Origin of the sequence: Providencia zhijiangensis (assembly GCF_030315915.2) — a bacterium.
GTDB lineage: Bacteria > Pseudomonadota > Gammaproteobacteria > Enterobacterales > Enterobacteriaceae > Providencia > Providencia zhijiangensis.
In genome coordinates this window covers 3,337,368-3,360,901 of sequence record NZ_CP135990.1, presented here as the reverse complement: position 1 = coordinate 3,360,901, position 23,534 = coordinate 3,337,368, and the positions used below count along the sequence as shown (strand labels likewise).

General features: G+C 42.5%; 21 protein-coding genes. 18 read left to right on the top strand and 3 right to left on the bottom strand.

Annotated features, from left to right (window positions below):
- The first annotated feature begins 466 nt into the window (after positions 1–466).
- Complete coding sequence (araD, locus tag QS795_RS15345; RefSeq protein ID WP_154627863.1) at positions 467–1,165, top strand: L-ribulose-5-phosphate 4-epimerase; 699 nt, start codon at positions 467–469, stop codon at positions 1,163–1,165.
- Positions 1,166–1,451: 286 nt separating this feature from the next.
- On the top strand, positions 1,452–2,804 hold the full coding sequence (locus QS795_RS15340) for a polysaccharide deacetylase family protein (protein ID WP_286269597.1): 1,353 nt from the start codon (positions 1,452–1,454) through the stop codon (positions 2,802–2,804).
- Positions 2,805–2,857: 53 nt separating this feature from the next.
- Here QS795_RS15340 and QS795_RS15335 read toward each other — a convergent pair whose 3' ends face one another.
- Entirely contained in the window at positions 2,858–3,718 is an 861-nt protein-coding gene (locus tag QS795_RS15335) for a LysR substrate-binding domain-containing protein (protein WP_286269598.1), read from the bottom strand.
- A gap of 133 nt (positions 3,719–3,851) precedes the next feature.
- Between QS795_RS15335 and QS795_RS15330 the strand changes: the two genes are divergently transcribed.
- The gene (locus tag QS795_RS15330; protein WP_318626603.1) at positions 3,852–4,982 is read left to right on the top strand and encodes an agmatine deiminase family protein; all 1,131 of its coding nucleotides are present in this window, start codon (positions 3,852–3,854) and stop codon (positions 4,980–4,982) included.
- 84 nt (positions 4,983–5,066) lie between these two features.
- Here the strand turns inward: QS795_RS15330 and QS795_RS15325 are convergent, their stop codons facing one another.
- Positions 5,067–6,713 (bottom strand): fumarate hydratase, encoded by a 1,647-nt coding sequence (locus QS795_RS15325; protein ID WP_154639380.1) that lies wholly within the window; start codon positions 6,711–6,713, stop codon positions 5,067–5,069.
- A gap of 816 nt (positions 6,714–7,529) precedes the next feature.
- On the opposite strand from QS795_RS15325, the gene potA reads away from it, so the two are divergent.
- The 4 genes from potA to potD all read left to right on the top strand — a co-directional run bounded on the left by potA (position 7,530) and on the right by potD (position 11,458).
- A complete protein-coding gene (potA, locus tag QS795_RS15320; RefSeq protein WP_108479516.1) occupies positions 7,530–8,639 on the top strand; it encodes a spermidine/putrescine ABC transporter ATP-binding protein PotA in 1,110 nt (369 codons plus the stop codon).
- Positions 8,626–9,489, top strand: coding sequence for a spermidine/putrescine ABC transporter permease PotB (gene potB / locus QS795_RS15315; protein ID WP_036949234.1), 864 nt, complete (start codon positions 8,626–8,628; stop codon positions 9,487–9,489). Before potA ends, potB begins: the two co-directional genes overlap by 14 nt.
- Positions 9,486–10,289 carry a spermidine/putrescine ABC transporter permease PotC gene (potC, locus tag QS795_RS15310; protein WP_286269601.1) on the top strand — a complete coding sequence of 268 codons (804 nt, stop codon included), beginning with the start codon at positions 9,486–9,488 and terminating at the stop codon, positions 10,287–10,289. The genes potB and potC overlap by 4 nt, the downstream gene beginning before the upstream one ends.
- A gap of 119 nt (positions 10,290–10,408) precedes the next feature.
- Positions 10,409–11,458 carry a spermidine/putrescine ABC transporter substrate-binding protein PotD gene (gene potD / locus QS795_RS15305; protein WP_154603174.1) on the top strand — a complete coding sequence of 350 codons (1,050 nt, stop codon included), beginning with the start codon at positions 10,409–10,411 and terminating at the stop codon, positions 11,456–11,458.
- A 73-nt stretch (positions 11,459–11,531) separates the two neighbouring features.
- On the opposite strand, the gene QS795_RS15300 is transcribed toward potD, so the two are convergent.
- Positions 11,532–12,089: an NADPH-dependent FMN reductase gene (locus QS795_RS15300; RefSeq protein ID WP_286269603.1), complete on the bottom strand. Its 558-nt coding sequence runs from the start codon at positions 12,087–12,089 to the stop codon at positions 11,532–11,534.
- Between the two features lie 316 nt (positions 12,090–12,405).
- Here QS795_RS15300 and QS795_RS15295 point away from each other — a divergent pair, with 316 nt between their 5' ends.
- The 11 genes from QS795_RS15295 (at position 12,406) to cutD (ending at position 23,523) form a co-directional block, all read left to right on the top strand.
- A complete protein-coding gene (locus QS795_RS15295; protein ID WP_154603172.1) occupies positions 12,406–12,978 on the top strand; it encodes a TetR/AcrR family transcriptional regulator in 573 nt (190 codons plus the stop codon).
- A gap of 43 nt (positions 12,979–13,021) precedes the next feature.
- Positions 13,022–13,864: a transcriptional regulator gene (locus QS795_RS15290; RefSeq protein ID WP_154603171.1), complete on the top strand. Its 843-nt coding sequence runs from the start codon at positions 13,022–13,024 to the stop codon at positions 13,862–13,864.
- Complete coding sequence (locus tag QS795_RS15285; RefSeq protein ID WP_154603170.1) at positions 13,861–14,361, top strand: FidL-like protein; 501 nt, start codon at positions 13,861–13,863, stop codon at positions 14,359–14,361. Before QS795_RS15290 ends, QS795_RS15285 begins: the two co-directional genes overlap by 4 nt.
- A gap of 620 nt (positions 14,362–14,981) precedes the next feature.
- Positions 14,982–15,260, top strand: a complete 279-nt coding sequence (locus QS795_RS15280) for a BMC domain-containing protein (RefSeq protein ID WP_004249182.1) — start codon at positions 14,982–14,984, stop codon at positions 15,258–15,260.
- 16 nt (positions 15,261–15,276) lie between these two features.
- The gene (locus tag QS795_RS15275; RefSeq protein ID WP_006658500.1) at positions 15,277–15,561 is read left to right on the top strand and encodes a BMC domain-containing protein; all 285 of its coding nucleotides are present in this window, start codon (positions 15,277–15,279) and stop codon (positions 15,559–15,561) included.
- A gap of 15 nt (positions 15,562–15,576) precedes the next feature.
- Entirely contained in the window at positions 15,577–15,855 is a 279-nt protein-coding gene (locus tag QS795_RS15270) for a BMC domain-containing protein (protein ID WP_006658501.1), read from the top strand.
- 69 nt (positions 15,856–15,924) lie between these two features.
- A complete protein-coding gene (locus QS795_RS15265) occupies positions 15,925–17,571 on the top strand; it encodes an acetaldehyde dehydrogenase (acetylating) (RefSeq protein WP_154603169.1) in 1,647 nt (548 codons plus the stop codon).
- 25 nt (positions 17,572–17,596) lie between these two features.
- Positions 17,597–17,860, top strand: a complete 264-nt coding sequence (locus tag QS795_RS15260; protein WP_036949246.1) for a EutN/CcmL family microcompartment protein — start codon at positions 17,597–17,599, stop codon at positions 17,858–17,860.
- Between the two features lie 7 nt (positions 17,861–17,867).
- Positions 17,868–18,998 (top strand): 1-propanol dehydrogenase PduQ, encoded by a 1,131-nt coding sequence (locus tag QS795_RS15255; RefSeq protein ID WP_286269609.1) that lies wholly within the window; start codon positions 17,868–17,870, stop codon positions 18,996–18,998.
- Positions 18,999–19,057: 59 nt separating this feature from the next.
- Positions 19,058–22,489: a choline trimethylamine-lyase gene (gene cutC, locus QS795_RS15250; protein WP_181477611.1), complete on the top strand. Its 3,432-nt coding sequence runs from the start codon at positions 19,058–19,060 to the stop codon at positions 22,487–22,489.
- An 83-nt stretch (positions 22,490–22,572) separates the two neighbouring features.
- Positions 22,573–23,523 (top strand): choline TMA-lyase-activating enzyme, encoded by a 951-nt coding sequence (gene cutD / locus QS795_RS15245; RefSeq protein ID WP_286269875.1) that lies wholly within the window; start codon positions 22,573–22,575, stop codon positions 23,521–23,523.
- Positions 23,524–23,534 lie beyond the last annotated feature (11 nt).

The window sequence follows — 23,534 nt, the reverse complement described above, 5'->3', positions numbered from 1 at the left end:
TTCCACGGTAAACAGTCTGCCAGTGATAGATTTTTTTTGTCGTGACTCGACTCATGTAATAACGGATAGAAACAAACAAAGCTATTTATAGAGTTATCGATCACGTTTATATGAAATAAATATTTCTGTTTTCATTTTTATCGTTAATTAGATCACTAAATATGGCGGTATATAGCCAGAAACTAGACGAAGCATTAATCAACTTTCACATATTCGGGCGTTTTTATTAGGCATATTTTTGTTTTAGTCCGCCTGATTGTGACCGAATACGACCGAGTTATGTTGATTTGTTAATGATTTGTAAAGTGCCAGGCTTTTTTATTCAGCTAAATCTGTTTACCTTAATAATCAGAACAACGTCTATTCATCGACAGTAAATAGAGAATAAAAGAGAGCCTTGTCGTTGATATGACTCGCTATTTTCATATCGTATTCACGCCATTTTTTTACACCTAGGGAGGTCATCATGCTGGAAACATTAAAACAGCAAGTATTTGAGGCGAATCTTGAATTACCAAAACATAAGCTAGTAACGTTTACGTGGGGTAACGTAAGTGGAGTAGACCGAGACGCCGGTTTGATGGTGATTAAACCTTCCGGGGTGGATTATGAAACCATGAAAGCGGATGACATGGTGGTCGTTTCATTAACTACTGGTGAAGTCGTCGAAGGAAAATATAAGCCTTCTTCAGACACCGACACTCACTTAGCGTTATATCAAGCCTTTCCCGAGATTGGTGGTATCGTACATACCCATTCGCGCCATGCAACCATTTGGGCACAAGCTGGCTTACCGCTAAGCGCATTAGGCACCACACATGCCGACTATTTTTATGGTGAAATACCTTGTACCCGTAAAATGACAGAAGGTGAGATTGCCGGTGAATATGAGAGAGAAACTGGGCATGTGATTATTGAGACATTTAAGCAGCTCGGAATTTCTGCAAAGGATATTCCTGCGGTATTAGTTCATAGCCACGGCCCTTTCGCTTGGGGTAAAGACGCTCATAATGCGGTACACAATGCAGTAGTGCTGGAAGAGATTGCGTATATGAATTTATTTACGCGCCAGTTGACGCCACAAATTGACGATATGCAGCAAGAATTGCTGGATAAACATTATTTACGTAAACATGGTAAAAATGCGTATTACGGACAAAAGTAGAGTTTATTTATTTTTAAATACGCTATTTTAAGACTATTCATTTTATTGTTAATAAGTTGATAAATTTATTTTTCATTTAATTGAAAGGTTTTAACTCGCTCAATATTCATTGAATGCCATACACTATTATCCATAACAAATTATCTATAGCAAATTACCTATAACAACAGCCACGGAAATATTATCGTGGCTTTGCCATGAAAAAATATTTTTATCAGGGTATAGGGTTAAATTGTAAGTCGGTTTAAACTGGCGCGGTGTATTGGTGATACTGAGTGGAAAGGACATGTCTAATCGAGTACTTTTTCTATTTTTGACCTTTTTCGTTAATCTTTTTTCTGTTTCACATGCTGCGGATATAAAAAATAATAATTTAATTATCAGTGGTTCAAAAGCGATCAATCTTGATAATTGGGAGCTTGTGGATGTGCCTCCCAAATTGATTCAGACAAAAGCGCCAGAAAACATCTTTGCTATTGTAGGCGGTCAAATGCGTATTGTTGGGGAGATTAATCCAGACAATGGCTTTTACGCCTATAGTCCAAATGGTGACTATAATGCCCTACAGTTTGGTAATGATTTTGCTTATGTTAAAAGCACTCAGATATCCAAAAAGAAGCCTCGGAATATCCCTGAAGATGACCGTTTAAACGATCTTAAAAACCCGGTTTATGATTATTTGATTACAAGCCAAAAAACGCCAGTATTCAGTGCAACTGATGAAGATTCGCGGCAAATCGCCTCTTTATGGGAAAATCTTCGCTATCCAGTGTTGGCTCGAATGATCAAAACGGATGAAGATGGGGATAAAACCTCATGGTTAACCATTCGTCTCGGTGATCGCTTGGGTTATGTTCGCTTAGATGATGTGGCGATTGATAAAGGCATTCCTATTTTTACTTATCACCATATTCTCGAAGACAGTGAAAATAAAAATTTTCGCCATACTTCAACAACAACCTCGGTTGATGCTTTTCGTGAGCAAATGAATTACCTCAAAGAGATGGGGTATCAAACATTATCACTCGAAGATGTGGAAGGTTATTTAAATAAGAGTGCGAATTTACCAGGGCGTGCCGTAGTCTTAACCTTTGATGACGGGCTTAAATCCGTTTATCGCTATGCATTACCTATTTTAAGAGATAATCAGCAACAGGCGACGCTGTTTGTCATCTCTTCGCGTATCAAAACTCAGCCACAAAAATGGGATCCGGATTCTCTGCAATTTATGAGTAAGCAGGAAATTAAAGAGAGCCAAGATGTTTTCAACATTCAATCTCATACGCATTTTTTACATCGCTTAGATAACCGTAATAACCCGATAATCTTTAGCCGTAAAGAGCACACGATTATGCTGGATTTTAAACGTTCAATGAAAGCGTTGGCAAAATTCGAAAGAGACCAGCGTTATTTAGCTTACCCGTTCGGCGCCTATAACCAGACGGCGATTGATGCGGCAAAAGAAGCGGGCTTACATATTGCGGTGTCCACCATCCAAGGTAAGGTCAAGCTCGGTGATAACCCTTATGCACTAAAACGCCTGTACGCCTACAGCACTGACCCAATTAGCAAATTTGCATTGATGGTAGGTAATAGCGAGCAGGATGTGGTGAATAAGAACGTTGTTGTTGATAAATAAGTTGAAAAGACCTTGGGTGTAGCTTGTATAAGGCCCTCAAGGTTTTATTCGCTTTATGCTGAACATGTTGCCAATTCGGTTGTTATCCATTGGCAAAAATATTGTGTTAATGGGTTATGTTCAGCGTCTTTATGAATTAGCCATGCCCATTTAGCACCTGTTACGCGCTGCTCTGTGAGTGAAATTAATTGCCCTGAATTTAGAGCGTGTGCAGCGAGTAATTGACTGACTAATCCGATCCCCAATCCTTGGCTGACGGCATCTAATAACAGACTAGGATCCGAAAAATTCACCCCTTTTTGTGATTGTCCAACCGATGCACCACCACCAATAATCCAGTTACTCCAATCCATCTCTCGCTCGCCGTGTAGCGTTAAAGGCGATTTAGCACCAAGCAGACTAGGGTGGCAAGCTGGGTAGAGACTATCTTGATATAACACTTCAAAAGTACATTCATTTTGTATGGCTAGGTCATCACGGATCGTGATATCAATCGTTTCCATTTCCATATTGGGTACGTCATAGGTGGTGAATAACCAAATATCAATGTCAGGGTGTCGTTGTTGAAACTGTCCAAGTCGAGGCAATAGCCAGTGACGAGCAAATGCAGGCGTTGTGTTCACAATAAGTTGGTTAGACTTTCGATACTGATCGAGCCGGCGTACTCCAATCGCTAATTGTTTCAATGTATCTTGAACACTAGTGTAAAAATCCTGCCCGGCATCCGTGAGCGTGACACTGCGCCCTTGTCGAATAAATAGTGGCTGCTCGAGTTGGCTTTCTAAACTACGGATTTGCTGACTAATTGCAGATTGTGTGACATGTAATTCTGCTGCAGCTTGATGGAAACTTCCCAATCGGGCAGCCGCTTCAAACCCGCGTAATGCATTTAATGGTGGCCAATATTTTAACATGCTTGATAAGCTTATCTAATCAGTTGTGCGCTAATTATATCGTTGGTTTTATGGCTATCAAGGGCATTAAGATAGGTGCATTGAAAATTACTGAATAGTATTACTTATCATAATGAGTATTAAGGAAACCAGTATGCCGACTCGTCGTCAGTTTATCCGACAAACCTCAGTCATTAGTGCCATAGGCGTTGCAGTCTCTTTTGGTATATCACCGGTTGCAATAGGAAATATGCGGAGTGAAAAACGGGGAATGATGCCAGATGAAGGGGAATTACAGGAGTGTGCTTTCATTGCCTTCGGCGCCCAAAAAGCAATTTGGAGAGAATTCACTACAGATGTGCAAATAACATTAGGGAGCATCACTAAAGCGATTGCTAAGTACCAGCCGGTGGTGGTTTTTTGTCGAGAAAATGAGCGCCAGTTAGCTGAGGAAATGTGTGGTAGCCAAAATACGCGTTTTATCACGACAGAGCTCGATGATATATGGATGCGTGATATCGGAGCCAATTTTGTGGTTAATCCAAAAGGGGAGCTCAGTGCCGTTGATTTTAATTTCAATGGTTGGGGCAATAAGCAACAACATTATAACGATGCCCAATTGGCAAAATTCCAAGCGCAGCATTTTGGTGTGATTACCCCATTTATCAGTCGCTTAACTGGAGAGGGGGGAGGGATTGAGGTTGATGGTCATGGTACAGGGATGATAACGGAAAGTAGTTGGGTAAATGATAATCGAAATCCTAATTTAACCCGAGATGAAATAGAGGAAGAGCTAAAAAAAGCATTAGGATTACGTAAAATCATCTGGTTGCCAGGTATTAAAGGAAAAGACATTACGGATGCACATGTCGATTTCTACGCGCGTTTTGTGAAGCCAGGGGTTATTTTGATAAATCTCGATAATGATTCGGACTCTTTTGATTATGAAGTCACGCGCAAGCATATGGATATTTTAGAAAATGCAACGGATGCTGACGGGCGAAAACTGAAAATTTATACGGTGTCGCCACCTAGCACTCTGCGCCAAACTCGTTTTAGCCGACATAACCCTGATTTCGCCGCGGGTTACATTAATTACTTTGTCATCAATGGTGCCGTTATTGCGCCTGAATTTGGGGACAAGCAGGCTGATCATGATGCGAAGCAGCTCCTTGAAATGCTATACCCAGACCGAGACATTATCATGCTTAATATTGATGTCATTGCAGCGGGAGGGGGTGGAATACATTGTGTCACTCATCAATTACCCGTGCATAATGACTGAAGATAAAGAGCGCTAAACAAAAAATTGCCTACTTTAATGTAAGTAAAGTAGGCAATGATGTGGAAGATTTATCGCACTAGGCCATTATTTAACGCATTTCTTGCAAGTGTCATTCTGCACAATATCAAAGAAGTTATTGCCTTTATCATCCACCAAAATAAAGGCTGGCAGCCCTTCCACTTCCATTTTCCAGACGGCTTCCATACCTAACTCTGGGTATTCGAGGCAATTTAAGCTTTTGACAAACTCTTGCGCCAAAATCGCCGCGGAGCCGCCAATGCTACCAAGGTAAAAACCGCCATGTTTTTTACAGGCGTCAGTCACGGCTTGGGTACGGTTACCTTTTGCCAGCATTAGCATACTACCGCCATGAGATTGGAATAGGTCGACGTATGGGTCCATACGGTTACCCGTTGTTGGGCCTAAAGAACCCGACACCATATCCTCAGGTTTTTTCGCAGGGCCTGCGTAATAGACCATATGATCTTTAAAGTATTGTGGTAAGTCTTCACCATTATCTAAGCGCTCTTTAAGCTTGGTATGGGCGATATCGCGAGCGATGATCAGTGGACCACTGAGAGATACACGGGTTGATACAGGGTGTTTACTCAACTCGGACAAAATATCTTTCATTGGGCGGTTGAGGTCGATATGAACCACGTTCCCTTCTGACTGATGACGCATCGATTCAGGGATATATTGTGCTGGATTATGCTCCATTTTCTCCAGCCACAAGCCGTCTTTGGTGATTTTTGCTTTGATATTGCGGTCAGCAGAACAAGAAATGGCTAAACCGATCGGGCAAGAAGCACCATGGCGAGGCAAGCGAATAACACGCACATCGTGGGCAAAGTATTTACCGCCAAATTGCGCACCAAAGCCGAGATGGCGTGACGCTTCTAATAACTCATTTTCTAGCTCAACATCACGGAACGCTCGGCCATACTCATTACCTGTCGTTGGCAGGTTATCATAGTATTTTGCTGAAGCCAGTTTGGCTGTTTTCAGCGTGGTTTCCGCTGAAGTACCGCCGATAACGAATGCGATATGATAAGGTGGGCAAGCGGTTGTCCCTAAGTTTCTCATTTTCTCAATTAAGAAGTTTTTCAACTTAGCCGGGGTCAGCGTTGCTTTAGTTTCTTGATAAAGAGCGGATTTATTTGCAGAGCCTCCGCCTTTGTTAACAAATAAGAAATGGTATTCATCACCCGTAGTGGCAAAAATATCAAATTGTGCAGGCAAGTTGGTACCTGTATTGACTTCGTTAAACATATCCAGCGGGGCATTTTGCGAAAAACGCAGGTTTTCGTGTTGGAAAACGTTGTAAATGCCTCGAGAGAGGTATTCTTCGTCATCACAGCCCGTCCAAACTTGTTGCCCTTTTTTCCCGACGACAGCAACGGTTCCCGTATCCTGACAGTTTGGCAGAACACCTTTCGCAGAAATCTCGGCGTTACGCAGTAATTGCAGGGCGACATACTTGTCGTTTTCACTGGCTTCTGGATCGTGCAAAATCGCGGCGACTTGTTTTTGGTGGGCAGGTCTTAAAAAGAACTGGGATTCATAAATTGCATGTTCAGCAAGAAAGGTTAAAGCCTCTGGCTCAATTTTTAGCATTTGCTTCCCAGCAAATTGCTCTACAGAAACATATTTATCAGAGACTTGGTAATATTCGGTTTTATCCTCAGATAGCGGATAAGGTTCTTGGTAAAAAAACTCTTTATTAGCCATTTTGCTCACTCACATATTAATTTTAGCGGAAAATATAAGAAATAAATTGTTTATAGGCTTTTTATTCTAAATCTCGCTTGTTTTGTCAGGCGGGATAATCGTTTATAGGGATAATAGTCTGAATGAAATTAGAATAATTACTCATTATATTCAAAGGGATGTAAAAGAAAATATGACTTTGGTTAAACTTTGCCAAGAAACTAATATTCGAATTCAAAGTATGAAGCTAATCACATAAATTAATTATGGGTATTGGGTTTAATTATTTGTTATCCATGTTATCGCGGAGCAGTTAATTTAGAATTTATGCATTCAATTTTTCCATAAATATCCTAATAGGTTAGTGGATTAATTAATCATTTATAGTTGGTTAGCATTCTGGAGATAATAAATAAAATACAGAGTGAAAATAAAAGGAAAATGGGTTTTTATTATTACTAGAGCAAGTTATCTTAATCGATAGTTTAGTTTGATTGTTTGTTTAACATATTGAATTTAATATTCTTTTAATGTTTCTTTTATTTTGGGTTCTATAATGAAAAATGATAGATAAGCACAAAGCTATGAAAAATATGTCTATGTCACTTATTTTTATCATAAATCGCTTTTATTTGTTTTAAATTCATAGTGAAAGGCAAACAAAGTGTTGAAAATGGCTTTCAATTTTCATTAACAGTGTTTATTATGCTGGCCTTATTGTTTTATTAAAAATGGCGCTACTGGTTTTGGGCTTTGCTGGGGTTCTCCTGGGGGCTTAACAGTCTTTAACGGTGGCGGTTCTATCTGCATTATTCCTAGGGATAGAGTGTATTATAAATGACTGAGACAACTTCTCTCACACCACTCGTCGAATTAAAATCTTTAAATAAAGGTTTTGATGGCAAACAAATTATTTCTGAGCTTGACCTCACGATCCGAAATGGGGAGTTTCTCACCATTTTAGGGCCTTCTGGTTGTGGTAAAACGACGGTTTTACGTCTGATTGCTGGATTAGAAGATGTGGATGACGGTCAAATTATTCTTGATGGTCAGGACATTACAGATATTCCTGCGGAACAACGTTTCGTGAATACTGTTTTCCAAAGCTATGCATTATTCCCACACATGACCGTATTTGAAAATGTGGCATTTGGTTTGCGCATGCAAAAAACACCAAAAGCGGACATTCAAAAACGGGTGGAGCAAGCCTTGCATATGGTGCAATTGGCGGATTTTGCAGAGCGTATGCCGAACCAACTTTCGGGTGGTCAACAGCAACGCGTGGCAATTGCGCGTGCGGTTGTTAATCGTCCCAAGGTTTTGCTATTGGATGAGTCGTTATCTGCGCTGGATTATAAGCTGCGTAAACAGATGCAAAATGAGCTGAAAGCCTTACAGCGTAAGCTGGGGATTACGTTTATTTTTGTGACTCATGACCAAGAAGAAGCTCTGGCTATGTCTGACCGTATCATTGTGATGCGTGAAGGGAAAATTGAGCAGGATGGTACGCCGCGTGAAATTTACGAAGAGCCGAAAAACCTGTTTGTTGCTCAATTTATCGGTGAAATCAATATTTTTGATGCAAAAGTGTTACATCGTATTGATGAACAACGTATTCGTGCCAATGTTGAAGGGCATGAATGTGATATTTTCACCGATTTACCGGTCACAGAAGGTCAGCATTTAAACGTCTTATTGCGCCCTGAAGATTTACGCGTTGAAGAAGTCAATGACGCCGATAATCACCCTGGGCTGATCGGTTATGTGCGAGAACGTAACTACAAAGGCATGACGTTAGACTCAGTGGTTGAGATGGAAGATGGCAAAATTATTATGGTCAGTGAGTTCTTTAACGAAGATGACCCTGATGTCGACCACTCCCTTAACCAAAAAGTTGCCGTGACTTGGGTTGAAAGCTGGGAGGTAGTTCTGGATGATCATTCGTAAGCATAAAATCTTGCAGAATGTGATTATCACGGGCGTCGTTGCTTGGCTGTTGCTCTTCGTCTTTCTGCCTAACTTAATGATCATCGGCACCAGTTTTTTCACGCGCAGTGATACAAATCTGGTGGATCTGGTGTTTACTTGGGACAACTACATCCGTCTGTCAGACCCGATGTATGCCCAAGTGATGCTGCATTCGTTGAATATGGCGTTAATCGCCACGTTCTTCTGCCTTGTGATCGGCTACCCCTTTGCATTTATTTTGGCGAAGCTGCCTAAGCGCATCCAACCGCTGATGCTATTTCTGCTGATTGTGCCATTTTGGACCAACTCATTGATCCGTATTTATGGCTTAAAAGTGTTCTTAAGTACCAAAGGGTATTTGAATGACTTTTTGCTGTGGATTGGCATTATCGATAAGCCGTTGAAATTGATGTATACCCCAGAAGCGGTGGTATTGGGCTTAATCTATATTTTGTTGCCATTTATGGTGATGCCGCTCTATTCCAGTATTGAAAAGCTGGATAAATCCTACTTGGAAGCGGCGCGGGATTTGGGCGCCAATAAATGCCAAACTTTTGTGAAGATTATTATTCCATTGACCATGCCGGGAATTATTGCGGGCTGCTTATTAGTGTTGCTGCCAGCAATGGGGCTGTTCTACGTGGCGGATTTAATGGGTGGGGCGAAAAACCTGCTGATTGGTAACGTCATTAAGAGCCAGTTCTTGAATATTCGCGATTGGCCGTTTGGGGCGGCAACCAGTATTTTCCTCACGGTGATGATGGGGCTGCTGCTGTATGTGTACTACCGAGCTGCTAAGCTTTTGAATAAAAAGGCGTATGAAGAATGATAGGACGTATTTTGCGTGGTGGTTTTATGACCACCATCTACGCGTATCTTTATATTCCAATCATTATCTTGATTGTGAACTCATTCAATGAATCGCGTTTTGGTATTCAGTGGCAAGGTTTTTCGACCAAATGGTATGAGTTACTGAGCAATAATGACAGCCTGCTTGAAGCCGCAGGGCATTCATTGACCATGGCGGTACTTTCAGCGACGTTTGCGACAATTATCGGCACATTAACCGCTGTTGCTCTCTTTCGTTATCGTTTTAGAGGCAAGCCATTTGTCGGCGGAATGCTGTTTGTGGTGATGATGTCCCCCGATATTGTCATGGCAATTTCATTGCTAGTCCTGTTTATGATCCTTGGCGTCTCATTAGGTTTCTGGTCGCTGTTATTTTCACATATCACCTTTTGCCTGCCTTTTGTGGTGGTGACGGTATACGCGAGATTGAAAGATTTTGATGTGAAAATGTTGGAAGCGGCGCGGGATCTCGGGGCGGGGGAATTTACCATTTTACGGAAAATCATTCTGCCATTAGCGCTGCCTGCGGTTGTCGCAGGGTGGCTGCTGAGCTTTACCTTATCAATGGATGATGTGGTGGTTTCTTCCTTTGTGACGGGGCCAAGCTATGAAATCTTACCATTGAAAATCTACTCAATGGTAAAAGTCGGGGTCTCCCCAGAAGTGAATGCACTGGCAACGGTGTTGTTGCTGATGTCGCTGGTTTTAGTCTGTTTAAGCCAGTGGGTTATGCGCGATAAACACGGTAAAAATGCCGTCGCGAAGTCATCAAAACGTTAAGTTGTACTTGGTGGGTGTCATTTTGGCACCCAATCTTTCCATGCCATCAGGCGAGAGGGTAGGCTTTAACTGAGCCTATGAAGATAGATAAAAAGCACTTTGTTGAGGGAAAATCAGTGATGAAAAAATGGTCCTATCTGCTAGCCGCAGGTTTAATGGCTGCAAGTATTGGCACGGCAACTGCCGCTGACGATAACAAAAACGTACTGTATTTCTATAACTGGACAGAATATGTTCCCCCCGGTTTATTAGAGCAATTTACTAAAGAGACTGGGATCAAGGTGATTTACTCCACCTATGAATCCAATGAAAGCATGTACACTAAATTGAAAACCTATAAAGAAGGGGCTTACGATTTAGTGGTGCCATCGACTTATTTTATCGACAAAATGAGCAAAGAAGGCATGCTGCAAAAGATTGATAAGACAAAACTGCCTAACTTTAAAAACCTCGATCCAAACCTTATCCATAAAGAATTCGACCCAAATAACGACTATTCAGTGCCTTATATTTGGGGCGCAACAGGGATCGGAATCAATGGTGATGCGGTTGATCCTAAGTCCGTCACTTCATGGGCAGACTTTTGGAAGCCAGAATACAAAAATAGCTTACTGATGATGGATGATGCCCGCGAAGTGTTCCAAGTGGCGCTAACAAAGCTTGGTTATTCTGGCAATACCACGGATCCAAAGCAGATTGAAGAAGCCTATAACGAACTGCAAAAATTGCGTCCAAATATTCTGGCCTTTAACTCAGACAACCCTGCAACCCCGTATATTGAAGGCGAAGTGGATGTCGGTATGCTGTGGAACGGCTCGGCATTTGTGGCTAGACAAGCGGGTTTACCGATTGAAGTTGTATGGCCAAAAGAGGGCGGTATTTTCTGGATGGACAGCTTAGCTATCCCTGCCAACGCGAAGAACGCAGAAGGGGCACACAAGCTTATCGACTTCTTATTACGCCCAGAAATTGCGGCACAAGTGGCGGAGTCTATTGGTTATCCGACGCCAAACTTAGAAGCGAAAAAATTATTACCAGCCGAGATTGCGAATGACCCATCTCTATACCCATCAGAAGAGGTATTGAAAAAAGGGGAATGGCAAAGCGATGTGGGGAATACCAATATTCTGTATGAAGAGTATTTCCAAAAGCTGAAAGCAGGGCGTTAATATCGATTCTGTTTGGCTATTGTTATATAAGGCATCACGCTGGTGATGCCTTTTTTACATACAAAATCAGTGATTAACGCGCGCGATTATGGATAACAAATTTGGCAAAGTTATCTGCCCAAGGCTGTAAGAAATCCTTACTTTTTGGGGAAATGGTGTCTTGCTCATCCACCATGCCGTCATACCATTTTAAATAACACTCAGGTTGATTCATCGTCGGCATATTGAGGAACGCGAGGCTATTGCGTAAATGTTGCTGGGCAATTGCGGTGCTAATATTACCAATCGAAACTCCTAATACGCCCGCAGGAATACCATCCCATGAGTTATCTCCCCAAGGGCGAGAGCCTTGGTCAATTGCATTCTTTAATACACCTGGCATTGAGCGGTTATATTCCGGTGTTGCGAAGATAATGCCGTCTGATGCTTTGATTTGGCTCTTAAAATTAGCCACTACCGCGGGAACATTCTGGTCGGCTTCTTGGTTATAGAGAGGTAAATCAGCAATGCTGATAAATTTGAAGGTAAAATTCGATGGGAATAATTTAGTGATGGCTTTGGCGACTTTTAGATTATAAGAGTCAGCACGTAAACTACCCACAACCACACCGATATTATACTGATTGGACATAATCAAAACCTCTTCTTATGTTGTGAAAATACAACGAGTTCGTATATTTTCTTTGGAATAGGAATTTCTTTAATAATTTAGCATAATAAAATTCATTAAAAATAAATTAAGTTAAATTTAATTTTTTCCAATTGTAAATTGCAGGAAATTCATTACGTTATTTGTTTATATTTTCAAATTAACTTTGTGATTTAGGGTGGCTAAAAAAGAATACTGTGACGTCAATTACACTATTCGTATTTAATTCCTCTCAATATTCTCTTCATTGATACGAGTCAAAATAGAACATACCGACTGGTCGGTATTATTCATTCCCATGAACACACTCGTGCATCCAAGAAAAAAAGATCCAATCAAACGACAAGAAGAGTTGCTAAAGGCAGCTAGGATAATCGCTGGTCGAGAAGGCATTGCGGCGCTTTCGCTGAATGCTGTCGCCAGAGAAGCGGGTGTGAGCAAAGGGGGATTAATGCACCATTTCCCCAGTAAACAAGAACTTATTCACGCATTGTTTATCCAGCTATTAGACATCATGGATGTGCGTATTGCCGCCATTATGGCGAATGATTCCGATCCTTATGGGCGATTTTCTCGTGCCTATTTGCACTACGTTGGCGAGCTTAAAGACTCCGATGAAAGTTTTCAGCTCGCACTTTTATCATTGGCTATGCCCACAGAGCCTGTGTTACGTAAATGCTGGCGTGATTGGATGTTAGGGCATCTCGCTCAAGGTGATGCATTTGATAATGGCTATTTGGGGGCTTTAGTGCGCTATGCCGCCGATGGACTGTGGTTATCTGCGTTAACGGAAGGCCCTACATTATCGAGCCAAGAACGTAATGCCATCATTCAGCGGTTAACACAAATTTCGTTTGAAGAGATGGGTTAGTTTTCCCAAGGGAAAATACGTCTAAACATACAATGAGGCGATAATGAAATATAAAATCAATGCCTTCATTATTTATGATGCCGTTGATGGCACTTTATCTTTAAAAAAAGATGAGGTGGATACTCAGCTGTCTATTACGGCTAATGCATTATTATTCTATTTAATTCAAAAAAAAGGCGTAGTTTCTCGTGATGAAGTGCTTAAGGCGGTTTGGGATGATAATGGTCTGGTTTCATCAAACAGTAATTTAAACCAGTATCTCAGCCTGCTAAGGAAAACATTTCGACAATACGGTATTGAAAACATTATTGTCACCGTTGCTCGTGGGCGCTTAGAGTTTAATTCTGAGATTTTATTGGAATTACTCGATGAAGAGACGCTCAATACCACACACTTATTAAACAGCCTGAATGAAATACAAAAAGCCGAAGTGGTTCTGGCTTCTTCCTTAGAGACTAAACCTGCCGAATCCCCCTCTGAAAAATTACCGTATTCATTACCAAAACAGAAACGTGAAATTTGCTGGTATCTCGCAAGTGCGGCTTTTTTATGTAGCTCCATTTTATTGGCAGCGATGAGCTATTTTTCATCTCAGCCCTCCGCGCCAATGGTTTTGCCAACGCTAGAACATACCAGCTGCGATGTGTTATCTAATGAAAAAATGATTAACGCTTTTGTGGCTGATAACTATGTCCAAAACTTTGATAAAGTTAGGAAAAACTTAAATTTGGCGTGTAATGATAAAGAGCGTTTTGTCTTCTTTTATGGGGATAAATTGCAGAAGAATGGCTTAGGGCGCGTCTTTCTCGCCCATTGCGCAGCCAATGAATCCAATCCATTCAGTTATTGTGATAATTATTTTTATTATTCTTGGAAGCCACAATGAAAATATCGGGAAAGCTATTATGTCTCGTGAGTGCGCTGATCTTTGCGTGTGTTGTGATTTATACACAGTCAGTTGTATTGGCCAATAAAAATTCCGGTCAAATGGCGTGTTCAACCAAGGGGATTATGCGTTTTGAGAATATGAAGGATGAAAACGTTAACGGTAATATTCACTTTAATTTTGGGACGAACGGCGAAGGCTCTATTGTTGTCGAAGGATATACCACCTCTAGCGCCGGATGGCTTTATTTACAGCGATATGTCAAATTCAAATACACCAGCAAACGTATTTCGCCAACGGAACAACACTATAATATTAGCCACTGGGAAGCCAGTGCTTCCTCAATTGATGAATCCCCTAATGTGATTTTTGATTATTTTATGCGGGAAATGTCAGATAGCCATGACGGCTTATTTATCAATGCCCAAAAACTCAATGATAAAGCGCTACTCTTGAGTTCAATTAATTCCCCTTTGTTTATCTGTACGCCTAAATAAGCGCGTGGACTTGATTGATAGTCCATACAGCTTGGGGCCTATCCACACATTCATTCCTATTGGTTTACTGGGCAACGTTAACTAGCAAGTTGATAAGATTTTTACTGCCTGGCAATCAGTGCTATGGCGCGGCGTGCCTCGTAAAACACAGCAATTCCCTTTCTGCTTATATTGTTACCTTCCCATCTCTCATTAGCTTATGGTTCGGGCGTGAGGCAAGCCACACTTATTATTGACCAAATTACCTTCTTGCATCAGCCCAATCACATCTTGTTAACCATTCCTCCAATAAACCGGTTATCCGCATTTATGGTTTTTTTTTCCACCAGATAGATACGTGAATTTTTCAATTTATCAGTATAGATATGTGAATTGACTGCCTGTTAATTATAAATTCTGGGTTTTTATTCTAATTATCCACTCTTTATGGATTTATATTTTGTTTTATTTTTTGGGGATTATAGTGATTTTGAAGCCAAAAGCTGCGTTCAATTAATCACCACGCAGACTCAATTGGCATAAATGTTTACTCACAGTTAAGAGGCATTAACGTTCTGGAACATGGCTCTTAGGTGCTGCGGGTAGAGAAAAACGTAACGGCTTCCTTGGAGGAAACAACAATGGGTGATGCATTAGGACTTATTGAAACAAAAGGTTTGGTGGCTTGTATTGAAGCAGCTGATGCAATGTGCAAAGCCGCTAACGTCGAGCTAATTGGCTATGAAAACGTGGGTTCTGGTCTCGTGACTGCCATGGTGAAAGGTGATGTTGGCGCAGTAAAAGCGGCAGTAGATTCTGGTGTTGAATCTGCACAGCGTGTTGGTGAAGTGGTGACATCGTTAGTCATCGCCCGTCCACATAACGATATCAACAAAATCGTGATTAAACATAAAGCATAGCGTTTTCGGGGGAAATATGGGTGATGCATTAGGTCTTATTGAAACACAAGGGCTCGTTGCTTGTATCGAAGCAGCTGATGCGATGTGTAAAGCTGCTAACGTGGTGCTGATTGGCTATGAAAATGTGGGTTCTGGGTTAGTCACCGCCATGGTGAAAGGGGATGTTGGCGCAGTAAAAGCGGCAGTAGATTCTGGTGTTGAATCTGCATCTCGCATTGGCACCGTCGTGACCTCTCTGGTTATCGCTCGTCCACACAGCGACATCCAGAAAATTGTCTCTCAGTATAAAGTCGCAGAATAAATAGGAAATTTACTTATGAAAGAAGCTCTTGGCTTAATTGAAACCAAAGGTTTAGTGGCGTGTATCGAAGCTGCTGATGCAATGTGTAAAGCCGCTAACGTCGAGCTAATCGGCTATGAAAATGTGGGCTCTGGACTCGTCACCGCCATGGTAAAAGGCGATGTGGGTGCTGTTAATGCGGCGGTTGAATCCGGTGTCGAAGCTGCCAAGCGTGTTGGTACCGTGGTGACTTCTCGTGTGATAGCAAGACCACACAATGATATCGGCAAAATCGCGCAGCAGCATAAAGCTTAATCATTAGAAGTATTAGATAAAACAACAAATTAGTAAGTTTAATCTTTTGACTCCGGTACGGGGGAAGACATGGTTGCATTAGATAAAGATCTGCAATCCAGACAACTGGCTAGAGAGCTGGTTAGAAATGCGAAACAAGCACAAAAAATCTTTGCGACTTTTTCGCAGGAGAAAATCGACAGTATTGTTAAACACATTGCGACAGAATCTGCTCGTCATGCAGAAGAGTTAGCAAAAATGGCGAATGAAGAGACGGGTTTTGGGAAGTGGCAAGACAAGGTCCTGAAAAATACGTTCGCTTCAGTTCGTGTGTATGAACATATTAAAGATCTGAAAACAGTTGGCATCATTAATGATGACAAAATCAATAAAGTTATGGATGTGGGTGTTCCGTTAGGGGTTATCACGGCACTGGTGCCTTCGACTAACCCAACCTCAACCATTATCTATAAAACATTGATTGCCTTGAAAGCCGGTAACGCAATCGTCTTTTCCCCCCATCCAAACGCGAAAGCATGTAGTTTTAGAACGCTTGAGATCGTAAAAAAAGCGGCACTTGAAGCGGGTGCGCCAGCAGGTATCGTCGATGGTGTGACTATGCTAACGCTGGAAGCGACAAAAGAATTAATGCACAGCAAAGATGTTTCTCTCATTCTGGCAACGGGTGGGGAAGGCATGGTACGCGCCGCTTATGCCTCTGGCACACCAACAATCAGTGGTGGCCCTGGTAACGGTCCTGCTTTCATTGAACGTAGTGCAGATATCAAAAAAGCCGTCAGTGACATCATTACCAGCAAAACGTTTGATAACGGTGTGATTTGCGCATCTGAACAATCCATCATTGTTGAACGCTGCATTTACAACGACGTTCACCGCGAATTATTAGCTCAAGGCGCTTACTTCATGAATGAAGATGAAGCGAAACGCATGGCTTCCATGCTACTGAGAGCGAATGGCACGATTAACCCTGAAGTTGTAGGAAAAGACGCGATTACGTTGAGCCAACGTGCGGGCTTTAGTGTTCCAGCTAACACTCGAGTGTTAATTGCGTTACAAGATACTGTCTCACCGAAAAACCCGTATTCACGGGAAAAACTGTGCCCAATCTTAGGTATGTATGTTGAGGAAGATTGGCGTTCTGCATGTCACCGCGTTGTTGATTTACTGACTAATGAAGGCTTAGGGCACACTTTGGTGATCCACACTCAAAATGAAGATGTTATTCGCCAATTTTCTCTCGAAAAACCGGTTAACCGTATTTTGATTAATACGCCAGCCGCACTAGGTGGAATTGGTGCAACCACCAATATTACGCCAGCACTGACATTAGGATGTGGAGCGATTGGAGGTGGTTCTAGTTCTGACAACGTCGGTCCGATGAACTTGCTCAATATCCGTAAAGTCGGTTATGGCGTTCGTTCCATTGATGATTTGAGACAACCCGCACCAGTGAGTGCTCCGGCTTACTCAACATCACCAATCGCATCGACTGGGCATGGAAATCAAGCGTCTGTCAGTATTCTCGATGATGACCGTTTTCGTCAGGCTCAACCAGTAAAAGCTCAAAGTAATAGCGCTGCGGATAACCGATTTGCTAATGCAGTGAGTCATGTTGACGTTGCCGATGTTGCTGAAGCGGTCGCCACTCATGGGGAGATCACGGAAGAGAATGTCGAGCAGATTATTAAGGCCGTTCTCGGACGCCTAAATAAGTAATTTATTGAGATAAGGCGGGTAAATCATGATTTTGGCAAAGGTAATTGGACATGTTGTCGCAACGCAGAAATGCCAAGAGCTTAGTGGCAGTAATTTACTGATGATCACGGCGCTTGGTGATGATCTCAAACCGTTGAAGGACAAAACGTATGTTGCGGTGGACAGCGTAGGTGCAGGTATTAATGACCTTGTTCTGGCGGAAGAGTACTTCGCATTGAATAAGGACAAATACAAAGCGATGTCCGTGGTTGCCATTGTTGAAAAAGTGTATCGAGACGGTAGGGAGTAAATAACGCATGAACCAGTTTTTGATGAAACCAAGGGTGCAATTCGGTGCGAATGCTTTGGATTATTTATCTCAGATTAACGCCCAGCACGCGTTTATCGTAACCGATAAAGCGATGGTGAAATTTGGGTTAGCCGACGAGGTGATTCACCGATTATCTCAACAGGGAATTTCATTTTCTCTGTATGACGATGTAGTACCGGATCCAGAAATCTCGTCCATCGTAAAAGGCATGAAAATCATGGATAGCCAATATCCAGATTTAGTGATTGCACTGGGCGGTGGTTCGGTGATTGATGCGGCAAAAGCGGTTATTTACTCCCTATGGCATACCCGCCAAGACAGCCATAGAGCCAAACCTCATTTTGTGGCTATTCCGACCACCAGCGGAACAGGCTCTGAGGTTACATCTTTTTCGGTGATTAAGTCTAATTCCGAGAAGTTGGTATTGGTTGATGAATTTATGTTGCCCGATGTGGCGATTTTAGACCCTGTTTTAGTGAAGTCAGTCCCTGCCGCTATCACGGCAGATACGGGAATGGATGTGCTATGCCATGCCCTAGAAGCTTATGTTTCACGCAGTGCATCTGACTTTTCAGATGCGCTTGCCGAGAAAGCCGTTCAGTTAGTTTTTGCTCACTTAATAGATTGCTATCGCGACGGCAGTAACTTAGTGGCTCGTGAAAAAATGCATAACGCATCGTGTATTGCAGGAATGGCATTTACCAACGCATCCCTTGGGATCACCCATAGCTTAGCGCACGCACTTGGCGGCGTGTTCCATATTCCACATGGTCGCGCGAATGCGCTATTGATGGCTCAAGTGGTGGCGTTTAACGCGGGCCTGGAAGGGTGCTGTGAAACCAACGCGGCGAAGCGTTATGCCGATTTAGCCAGAAAACTTAATTTACCGGCTTCAAATATACGCGAAGGCGTTGAGAGCTTAATTATGGCAATCAACGTACTGAAAGATGAAATGAATATGCCGAAAGGCATTCACGCTACAGGCGTCAATGAAACTGATTTTAATGCCCGTTTAGGGGAAATGGTTGGACAGGCGTTGCGCGATAGTTGCACTCCGACTAATCCACGGGACGTAAATGAAAAGCAGCTAGAAGCACTGTACAGACAGTCTTTTTAATAGTTAACGCTTTTTATGTGATGAATAACGAACTAGAAAGAACATCAGGAGAGGCTAACATGGCCAAATATGCTTTGACCCCACGTGTAAAAACACTGGCTGAACGTTTAAGTGCTCGCAATTGCTCAATCATTACCGAACGTGCCAACATTCTTGAAACTGTCAGAAATCAATTAACAGGGGCGCCTCAAGCGATTAAACCCGCTCAGCGTTTTTATGAGTTTATTCGTAATTTCCCTGCTTTTATTGCACAAGATGAATTGATTATTGGTAGCCAATCTTCAACACCTCGCGGTGCAATTTTCCATACAGAAGATGAAGTACACAGCCAGAGTATTTATGAGTTTTTAGCGGGTGATAGCACAATCGCCGCACCGGATTATTTAGTGGTACTAAATGTCGGATTTGCGGAAATCAAAAACCAGCTAGAAAATCGCGTTAGAAATATTGGTAGTGCCGTTAGCCGTAATAGTATTGATGAGGCAAATAACTGTCGTGCAGCAATTTATGCCTGTGATGCAGCCATCCATTTTGCAAACGCTTTAGCTGTACGAGCAGAAAATCTTGCGGCCACAGAAGCTAACCCATATCGTCGTGCTGAATTACAAGAAAGCGCGGAAGTATTACGCCAAGTACCTGCAAAACCAGCACAAACCTTTAAAGAAGCTTGCCAAGCGTTCTACCTATTACAATTGATTTTGCATTTAGAAAATGGCAGCTATGCCGTGAACCCAATGGGTTTCGACAAAGCCGTTTATCCATTCTATCAGCGTGACATTGAGCAAGGTCGATTAACTCAACAACAGGCTTACGAGATTGTTGAAAGCTTATGGTTAAAACTGGCTGAGCTGTCAGAAGTCCGTGCAACACGCGCCATTGATGGTTATCCAATGTTTGATGCACTGAAAGGCGGCGTTTATCTTAATGATCCGCAAGTTTGCATTAACGAACTTTCCGCGATGATGCTTTCTGCTCATGAAAATATCAGCGCAATTAATGCTGGATTAAAAGTCCGTTTATATTGCGGTCAAGCAAGCACGCAGCCTCAATATTCTGCGGCTTCAGCGAGTTATGTAGCACCAACGGCTCAACAAGATAATGAATTCAAAGTGATGGAAGGGTTAACGCCGCGCTTACAGCGTTTGCGTAACCGTTATCTAGAAGCGCGTCCAAGCGTGTCTATCTATCGCGCGTTAGCCTTTACGGAAGTAGTGAAAAATAACCCAGGTTTACCGCCGATTTTATTACGTGCAAAAGCGTTCCGTCGTGCATGTGAAACCGCACCTATCTTGATCCAGCCTGAAGAGCTGATTGTCGGTCACCCATGTGGTAAAGCGCGCGCAGGTGCATTTTCACCTGATATCGCATGGCGCTGGGTAGTGGATGAACTCGATACAATGAGCACTCGCCCACAAGACCCATTTGTGATCTCCGAAGAAGATAAAAAAGTGATTCGTGAAGAAATTGCGCCATTCTGGGAAGGTCGTTCTCTGGATGAAATTTGTGAAGCGCAATATCGTGAAGCTGGGGTTTGGGAATTCAGCGGCGAAACTTTTGTGAGTGACTTGTCTTATCACCAAATCAATGGCGGTGGCGATACTTGCCCTGGTTATGACGTATTGCTTTTCACCAAGGGCATGAATGGCATTAAAGCAGATGCTCAGGCAAGACTGGCTGAGTTAAGCATGCAAAATCCAGAGGACATCGACCGCATCTATTTCTATAAAGCCTCGATTGAAACCTGTGAAGGTGTGGTGGCTTATGCGCATCGTATCGCTGAACATGCTCGTGAACTGGCTTCTCAAGAGACAGATCAGAAACGTCGTGAAGAGTTACTGACAATTGCTCAAGTGAACGAAAATGTACCGGCGAATCCACCAAAAACATTGCAAGAAGCGCTGCAAAGTATTTGGACTGTGGAATCCTTGTTTGAAATTGAAGAAAACCAAACAGGATTGTCATTAGGCCGTTTAGACCAATACTGTTTCCCAATGTATGAAAGCGATATTCAATCGGGTCGTTTAACCCAAGACCAAGCATTGGAAATGATGCAGGCGTTTATCATCAAATGTGCGGAATTAATGTGGATGTCGAGTGAGCTGGGCGCTAAATATTTCGCTGGGTATCAGCCATTTATCAACTTAACTGTGGGTGGTCAAAAACGCTCTGGTGGTGATGCATGTAACGATTTAACGTACTTAATTATGGATGCAGTCCGTTTCGTGAAAGTTTACCAGCCATCATTAGCATGCCGTATTCACAACCAATCTCCGCAAAAATATATGGAAAAAATCGTGGATGTGGTGAAAGCCGGTATGGGCTTCCCTGCCTGCCACTTTGATGATTCCCATATCAAAATGATGCTGCGTAAAGGCTTTGATTTCGAAGATGCTCGCGACTATTGCTTAATGGGTTGCGTGGAACCACAAAAATCAGGTCGAATTTATCAGTGGACATCAACGGGTTACACCCAGTGGCCAATCGCCATTGAGTTTGTTTTGAACCGTGGTCGGATGGTGCTGTTCGATAGTCACCAAGGTTTAGATACCGGGGATCTGCGTAGCCTGAAAACGTTCGAAGATTTCGACAATGCCGTAAAAGCGCAAATTGCCCATATTGTTCGTCTGTCTGCGATTGGTACGGTCATCAGCCAGCGTGTTCACCGTGATGTCGCGCCAAAACCATTGATGTCTTTACTGGTGGAAGGCTGTATGGAGAAAGGGAAAGATGTTGCGGCGGGTGGTGCAATGATTAACCACGGCCCGGGGCTGATTTTCTCTGGTCTAGCAACTTACGTTGACTCAATGGCGGCTATTCGCAAAGTGGTTTATGAAGAGGGCCGCTATACCTTAGAGCAAGTGCGTGATGGTCTGCTTGCCAACTTTGAAGGTTATGAAGAGTTACGTCGTGATTGCCTGAATGCACCTAAGTTCGGTAATGATGACAACTATGTCGACCAATATGCTTTAGACATTACTGAATGGACTGAACGCGAGTGCCGCAAATACGACATGCTGTATTCCACATTGAGTCACGGCACATTATCCATTTCTAACAACACACCGATTGGCGAGCTAACTGCCGCGACTGCGAATGGTCGTTTAGCGTGGATGCCACTGTCAGATGGGATTAGCCCAACTCAAGGGGCGGATAAACAGGGCCCAACGGCAATTATTAAATCCATCAGTAAGATGAACGTGGAAACGATGAACATCGGTATGGTGCATAACTTTAAGTTCTTAAAAGGCTTATTAGATACACCAGAAGGTCGCAATGGGTTAATCACGTTGTTAAGAACGGCATCCATTTTGGGTAACGGTCAAATGCAGTTCAGCTACGTTGATAACGAAATGCTGAAAAAAGCACAGCAAGAGCCTGAGAAATATCGTGACTTAATCGTTCGTGTTGCTGGCTACAGTGCTTACTTCGTTGAGTTATGTAAAGAGGTTCAGGACGAAATCATTAGCCGTACGGTGATTGAGAAATTCTAAACCAAATCTGGGTGGGGATAGGCGGCTATTCCCACCATTCATAATAAAAACAATAAGTTTGAAACTGTTTTGGAGATGCAATGATGAACACAGCGGCAGAAATCAGAGGGCGGATATTTAATATCCAGAAGTACTCAATTTATGACGGTGATGGCATTCGAACCCTGATTTTTCTTAAAGGATGCAATATTCGTTGCCCTTGGTGCGCTAACCCTGAAGGGCTAAGTAGCCAGTTCCAAGTGATGTTTTCCCACGATAAATGCGTTGGGTGTGGGAAGTGTGTAGATGTTTGCCCTGCGGGGATCCATTACATGACTACCAATGAACAAGGGGAAGCCGTCCACCGCGTGAATCGTAGTATTGACTGCATCGGTTGCCGTAAATGTGAGGAAGTGTGCATTTCTGATGCGCTAGACATTATGGGGAAAGATGTCACGGTCTCTGAAATGATGGAGATCATCATGCAGGACTACGATTTTTATATTTCCTCTGGCGGAGGTGTCACGATTGGTGGCGGTGAAATGAGTTTACAGACAGATTTTGCCGTTGAGCTTTTGCGTGAATGCAAAAAAATGATGATCAATACAGCGGTTGAAACGCAAGGTACGACATCATTAGCGAATTATGAAAAGTTAGCCGAAGTTGTCGACCTATTCCTGTTTGATGTTAAGCATATCGATACTATTGAGCACAAAAATCTGTTTGGTATTGGTAATGAAAATGTGCGTCGCAACCTCGAAAGATTAATGGAGTTAGGGGCAAATGTGGTGATGCGTATGCCTTTAGTTCGCGGATATAACGATTCTTTTGATGCAATAACAGGCGCAATTGAATACGCCATGGAATTGTCGAAACGCGGCAATTTAAGTCGAATTGATATTCTGCCTTATCACCAGCTTGGTCGCGGAAAATACGACAAGCTCGACATGATTTATCCCATCAAGAAAGACCCAACCTACAGCGCGGAAGAGTTAGATCAATTAGAGGCTTTCTTTAAAAAATTCGATTTCGATATTCGACTGGTTCGTCACTAAGTAGGAGAGAA

Coding starts and splice junctions, on each gene's coding strand:
- araD (WP_154627863.1), top strand. CDS start 467: ATGCTGGAAACATTAAAACAGCAAGTATTTGAGGCGAATCTTGAATTA.
- QS795_RS15340 (WP_286269597.1), top strand. CDS start 1,452: ATGTCTAATCGAGTACTTTTTCTATTTTTGACCTTTTTCGTTAATCTT.
- QS795_RS15335 (WP_286269598.1), bottom strand. CDS start 3,718: ATGTTAAAATATTGGCCACCATTAAATGCATTACGCGGGTTTGAAGCG.
- QS795_RS15330 (WP_318626603.1), top strand. CDS start 3,852: ATGCCGACTCGTCGTCAGTTTATCCGACAAACCTCAGTCATTAGTGCC.
- QS795_RS15325 (WP_154639380.1), bottom strand. CDS start 6,713: ATGGCTAATAAAGAGTTTTTTTACCAAGAACCTTATCCGCTATCTGAG.
- potA (WP_108479516.1), top strand. CDS start 7,530: ATGACTGAGACAACTTCTCTCACACCACTCGTCGAATTAAAATCTTTA.
- potB (WP_036949234.1), top strand. CDS start 8,626: ATGATCATTCGTAAGCATAAAATCTTGCAGAATGTGATTATCACGGGC.
- potC (WP_286269601.1), top strand. CDS start 9,486: ATGATAGGACGTATTTTGCGTGGTGGTTTTATGACCACCATCTACGCG.
- potD (WP_154603174.1), top strand. CDS start 10,409: ATGAAAAAATGGTCCTATCTGCTAGCCGCAGGTTTAATGGCTGCAAGT.
- QS795_RS15300 (WP_286269603.1), bottom strand. CDS start 12,089: ATGTCCAATCAGTATAATATCGGTGTGGTTGTGGGTAGTTTACGTGCT.
- QS795_RS15295 (WP_154603172.1), top strand. CDS start 12,406: ATGAACACACTCGTGCATCCAAGAAAAAAAGATCCAATCAAACGACAA.
- QS795_RS15290 (WP_154603171.1), top strand. CDS start 13,022: ATGAAATATAAAATCAATGCCTTCATTATTTATGATGCCGTTGATGGC.
- QS795_RS15285 (WP_154603170.1), top strand. CDS start 13,861: ATGAAAATATCGGGAAAGCTATTATGTCTCGTGAGTGCGCTGATCTTT.
- QS795_RS15280 (WP_004249182.1), top strand. CDS start 14,982: ATGGGTGATGCATTAGGACTTATTGAAACAAAAGGTTTGGTGGCTTGT.
- QS795_RS15275 (WP_006658500.1), top strand. CDS start 15,277: ATGGGTGATGCATTAGGTCTTATTGAAACACAAGGGCTCGTTGCTTGT.
- QS795_RS15270 (WP_006658501.1), top strand. CDS start 15,577: ATGAAAGAAGCTCTTGGCTTAATTGAAACCAAAGGTTTAGTGGCGTGT.
- QS795_RS15265 (WP_154603169.1), top strand. CDS start 15,925: ATGGTTGCATTAGATAAAGATCTGCAATCCAGACAACTGGCTAGAGAG.
- QS795_RS15260 (WP_036949246.1), top strand. CDS start 17,597: ATGATTTTGGCAAAGGTAATTGGACATGTTGTCGCAACGCAGAAATGC.
- QS795_RS15255 (WP_286269609.1), top strand. CDS start 17,868: ATGAACCAGTTTTTGATGAAACCAAGGGTGCAATTCGGTGCGAATGCT.
- cutC (WP_181477611.1), top strand. CDS start 19,058: ATGGCCAAATATGCTTTGACCCCACGTGTAAAAACACTGGCTGAACGT.
- cutD (WP_286269875.1), top strand. CDS start 22,573: ATGAACACAGCGGCAGAAATCAGAGGGCGGATATTTAATATCCAGAAG.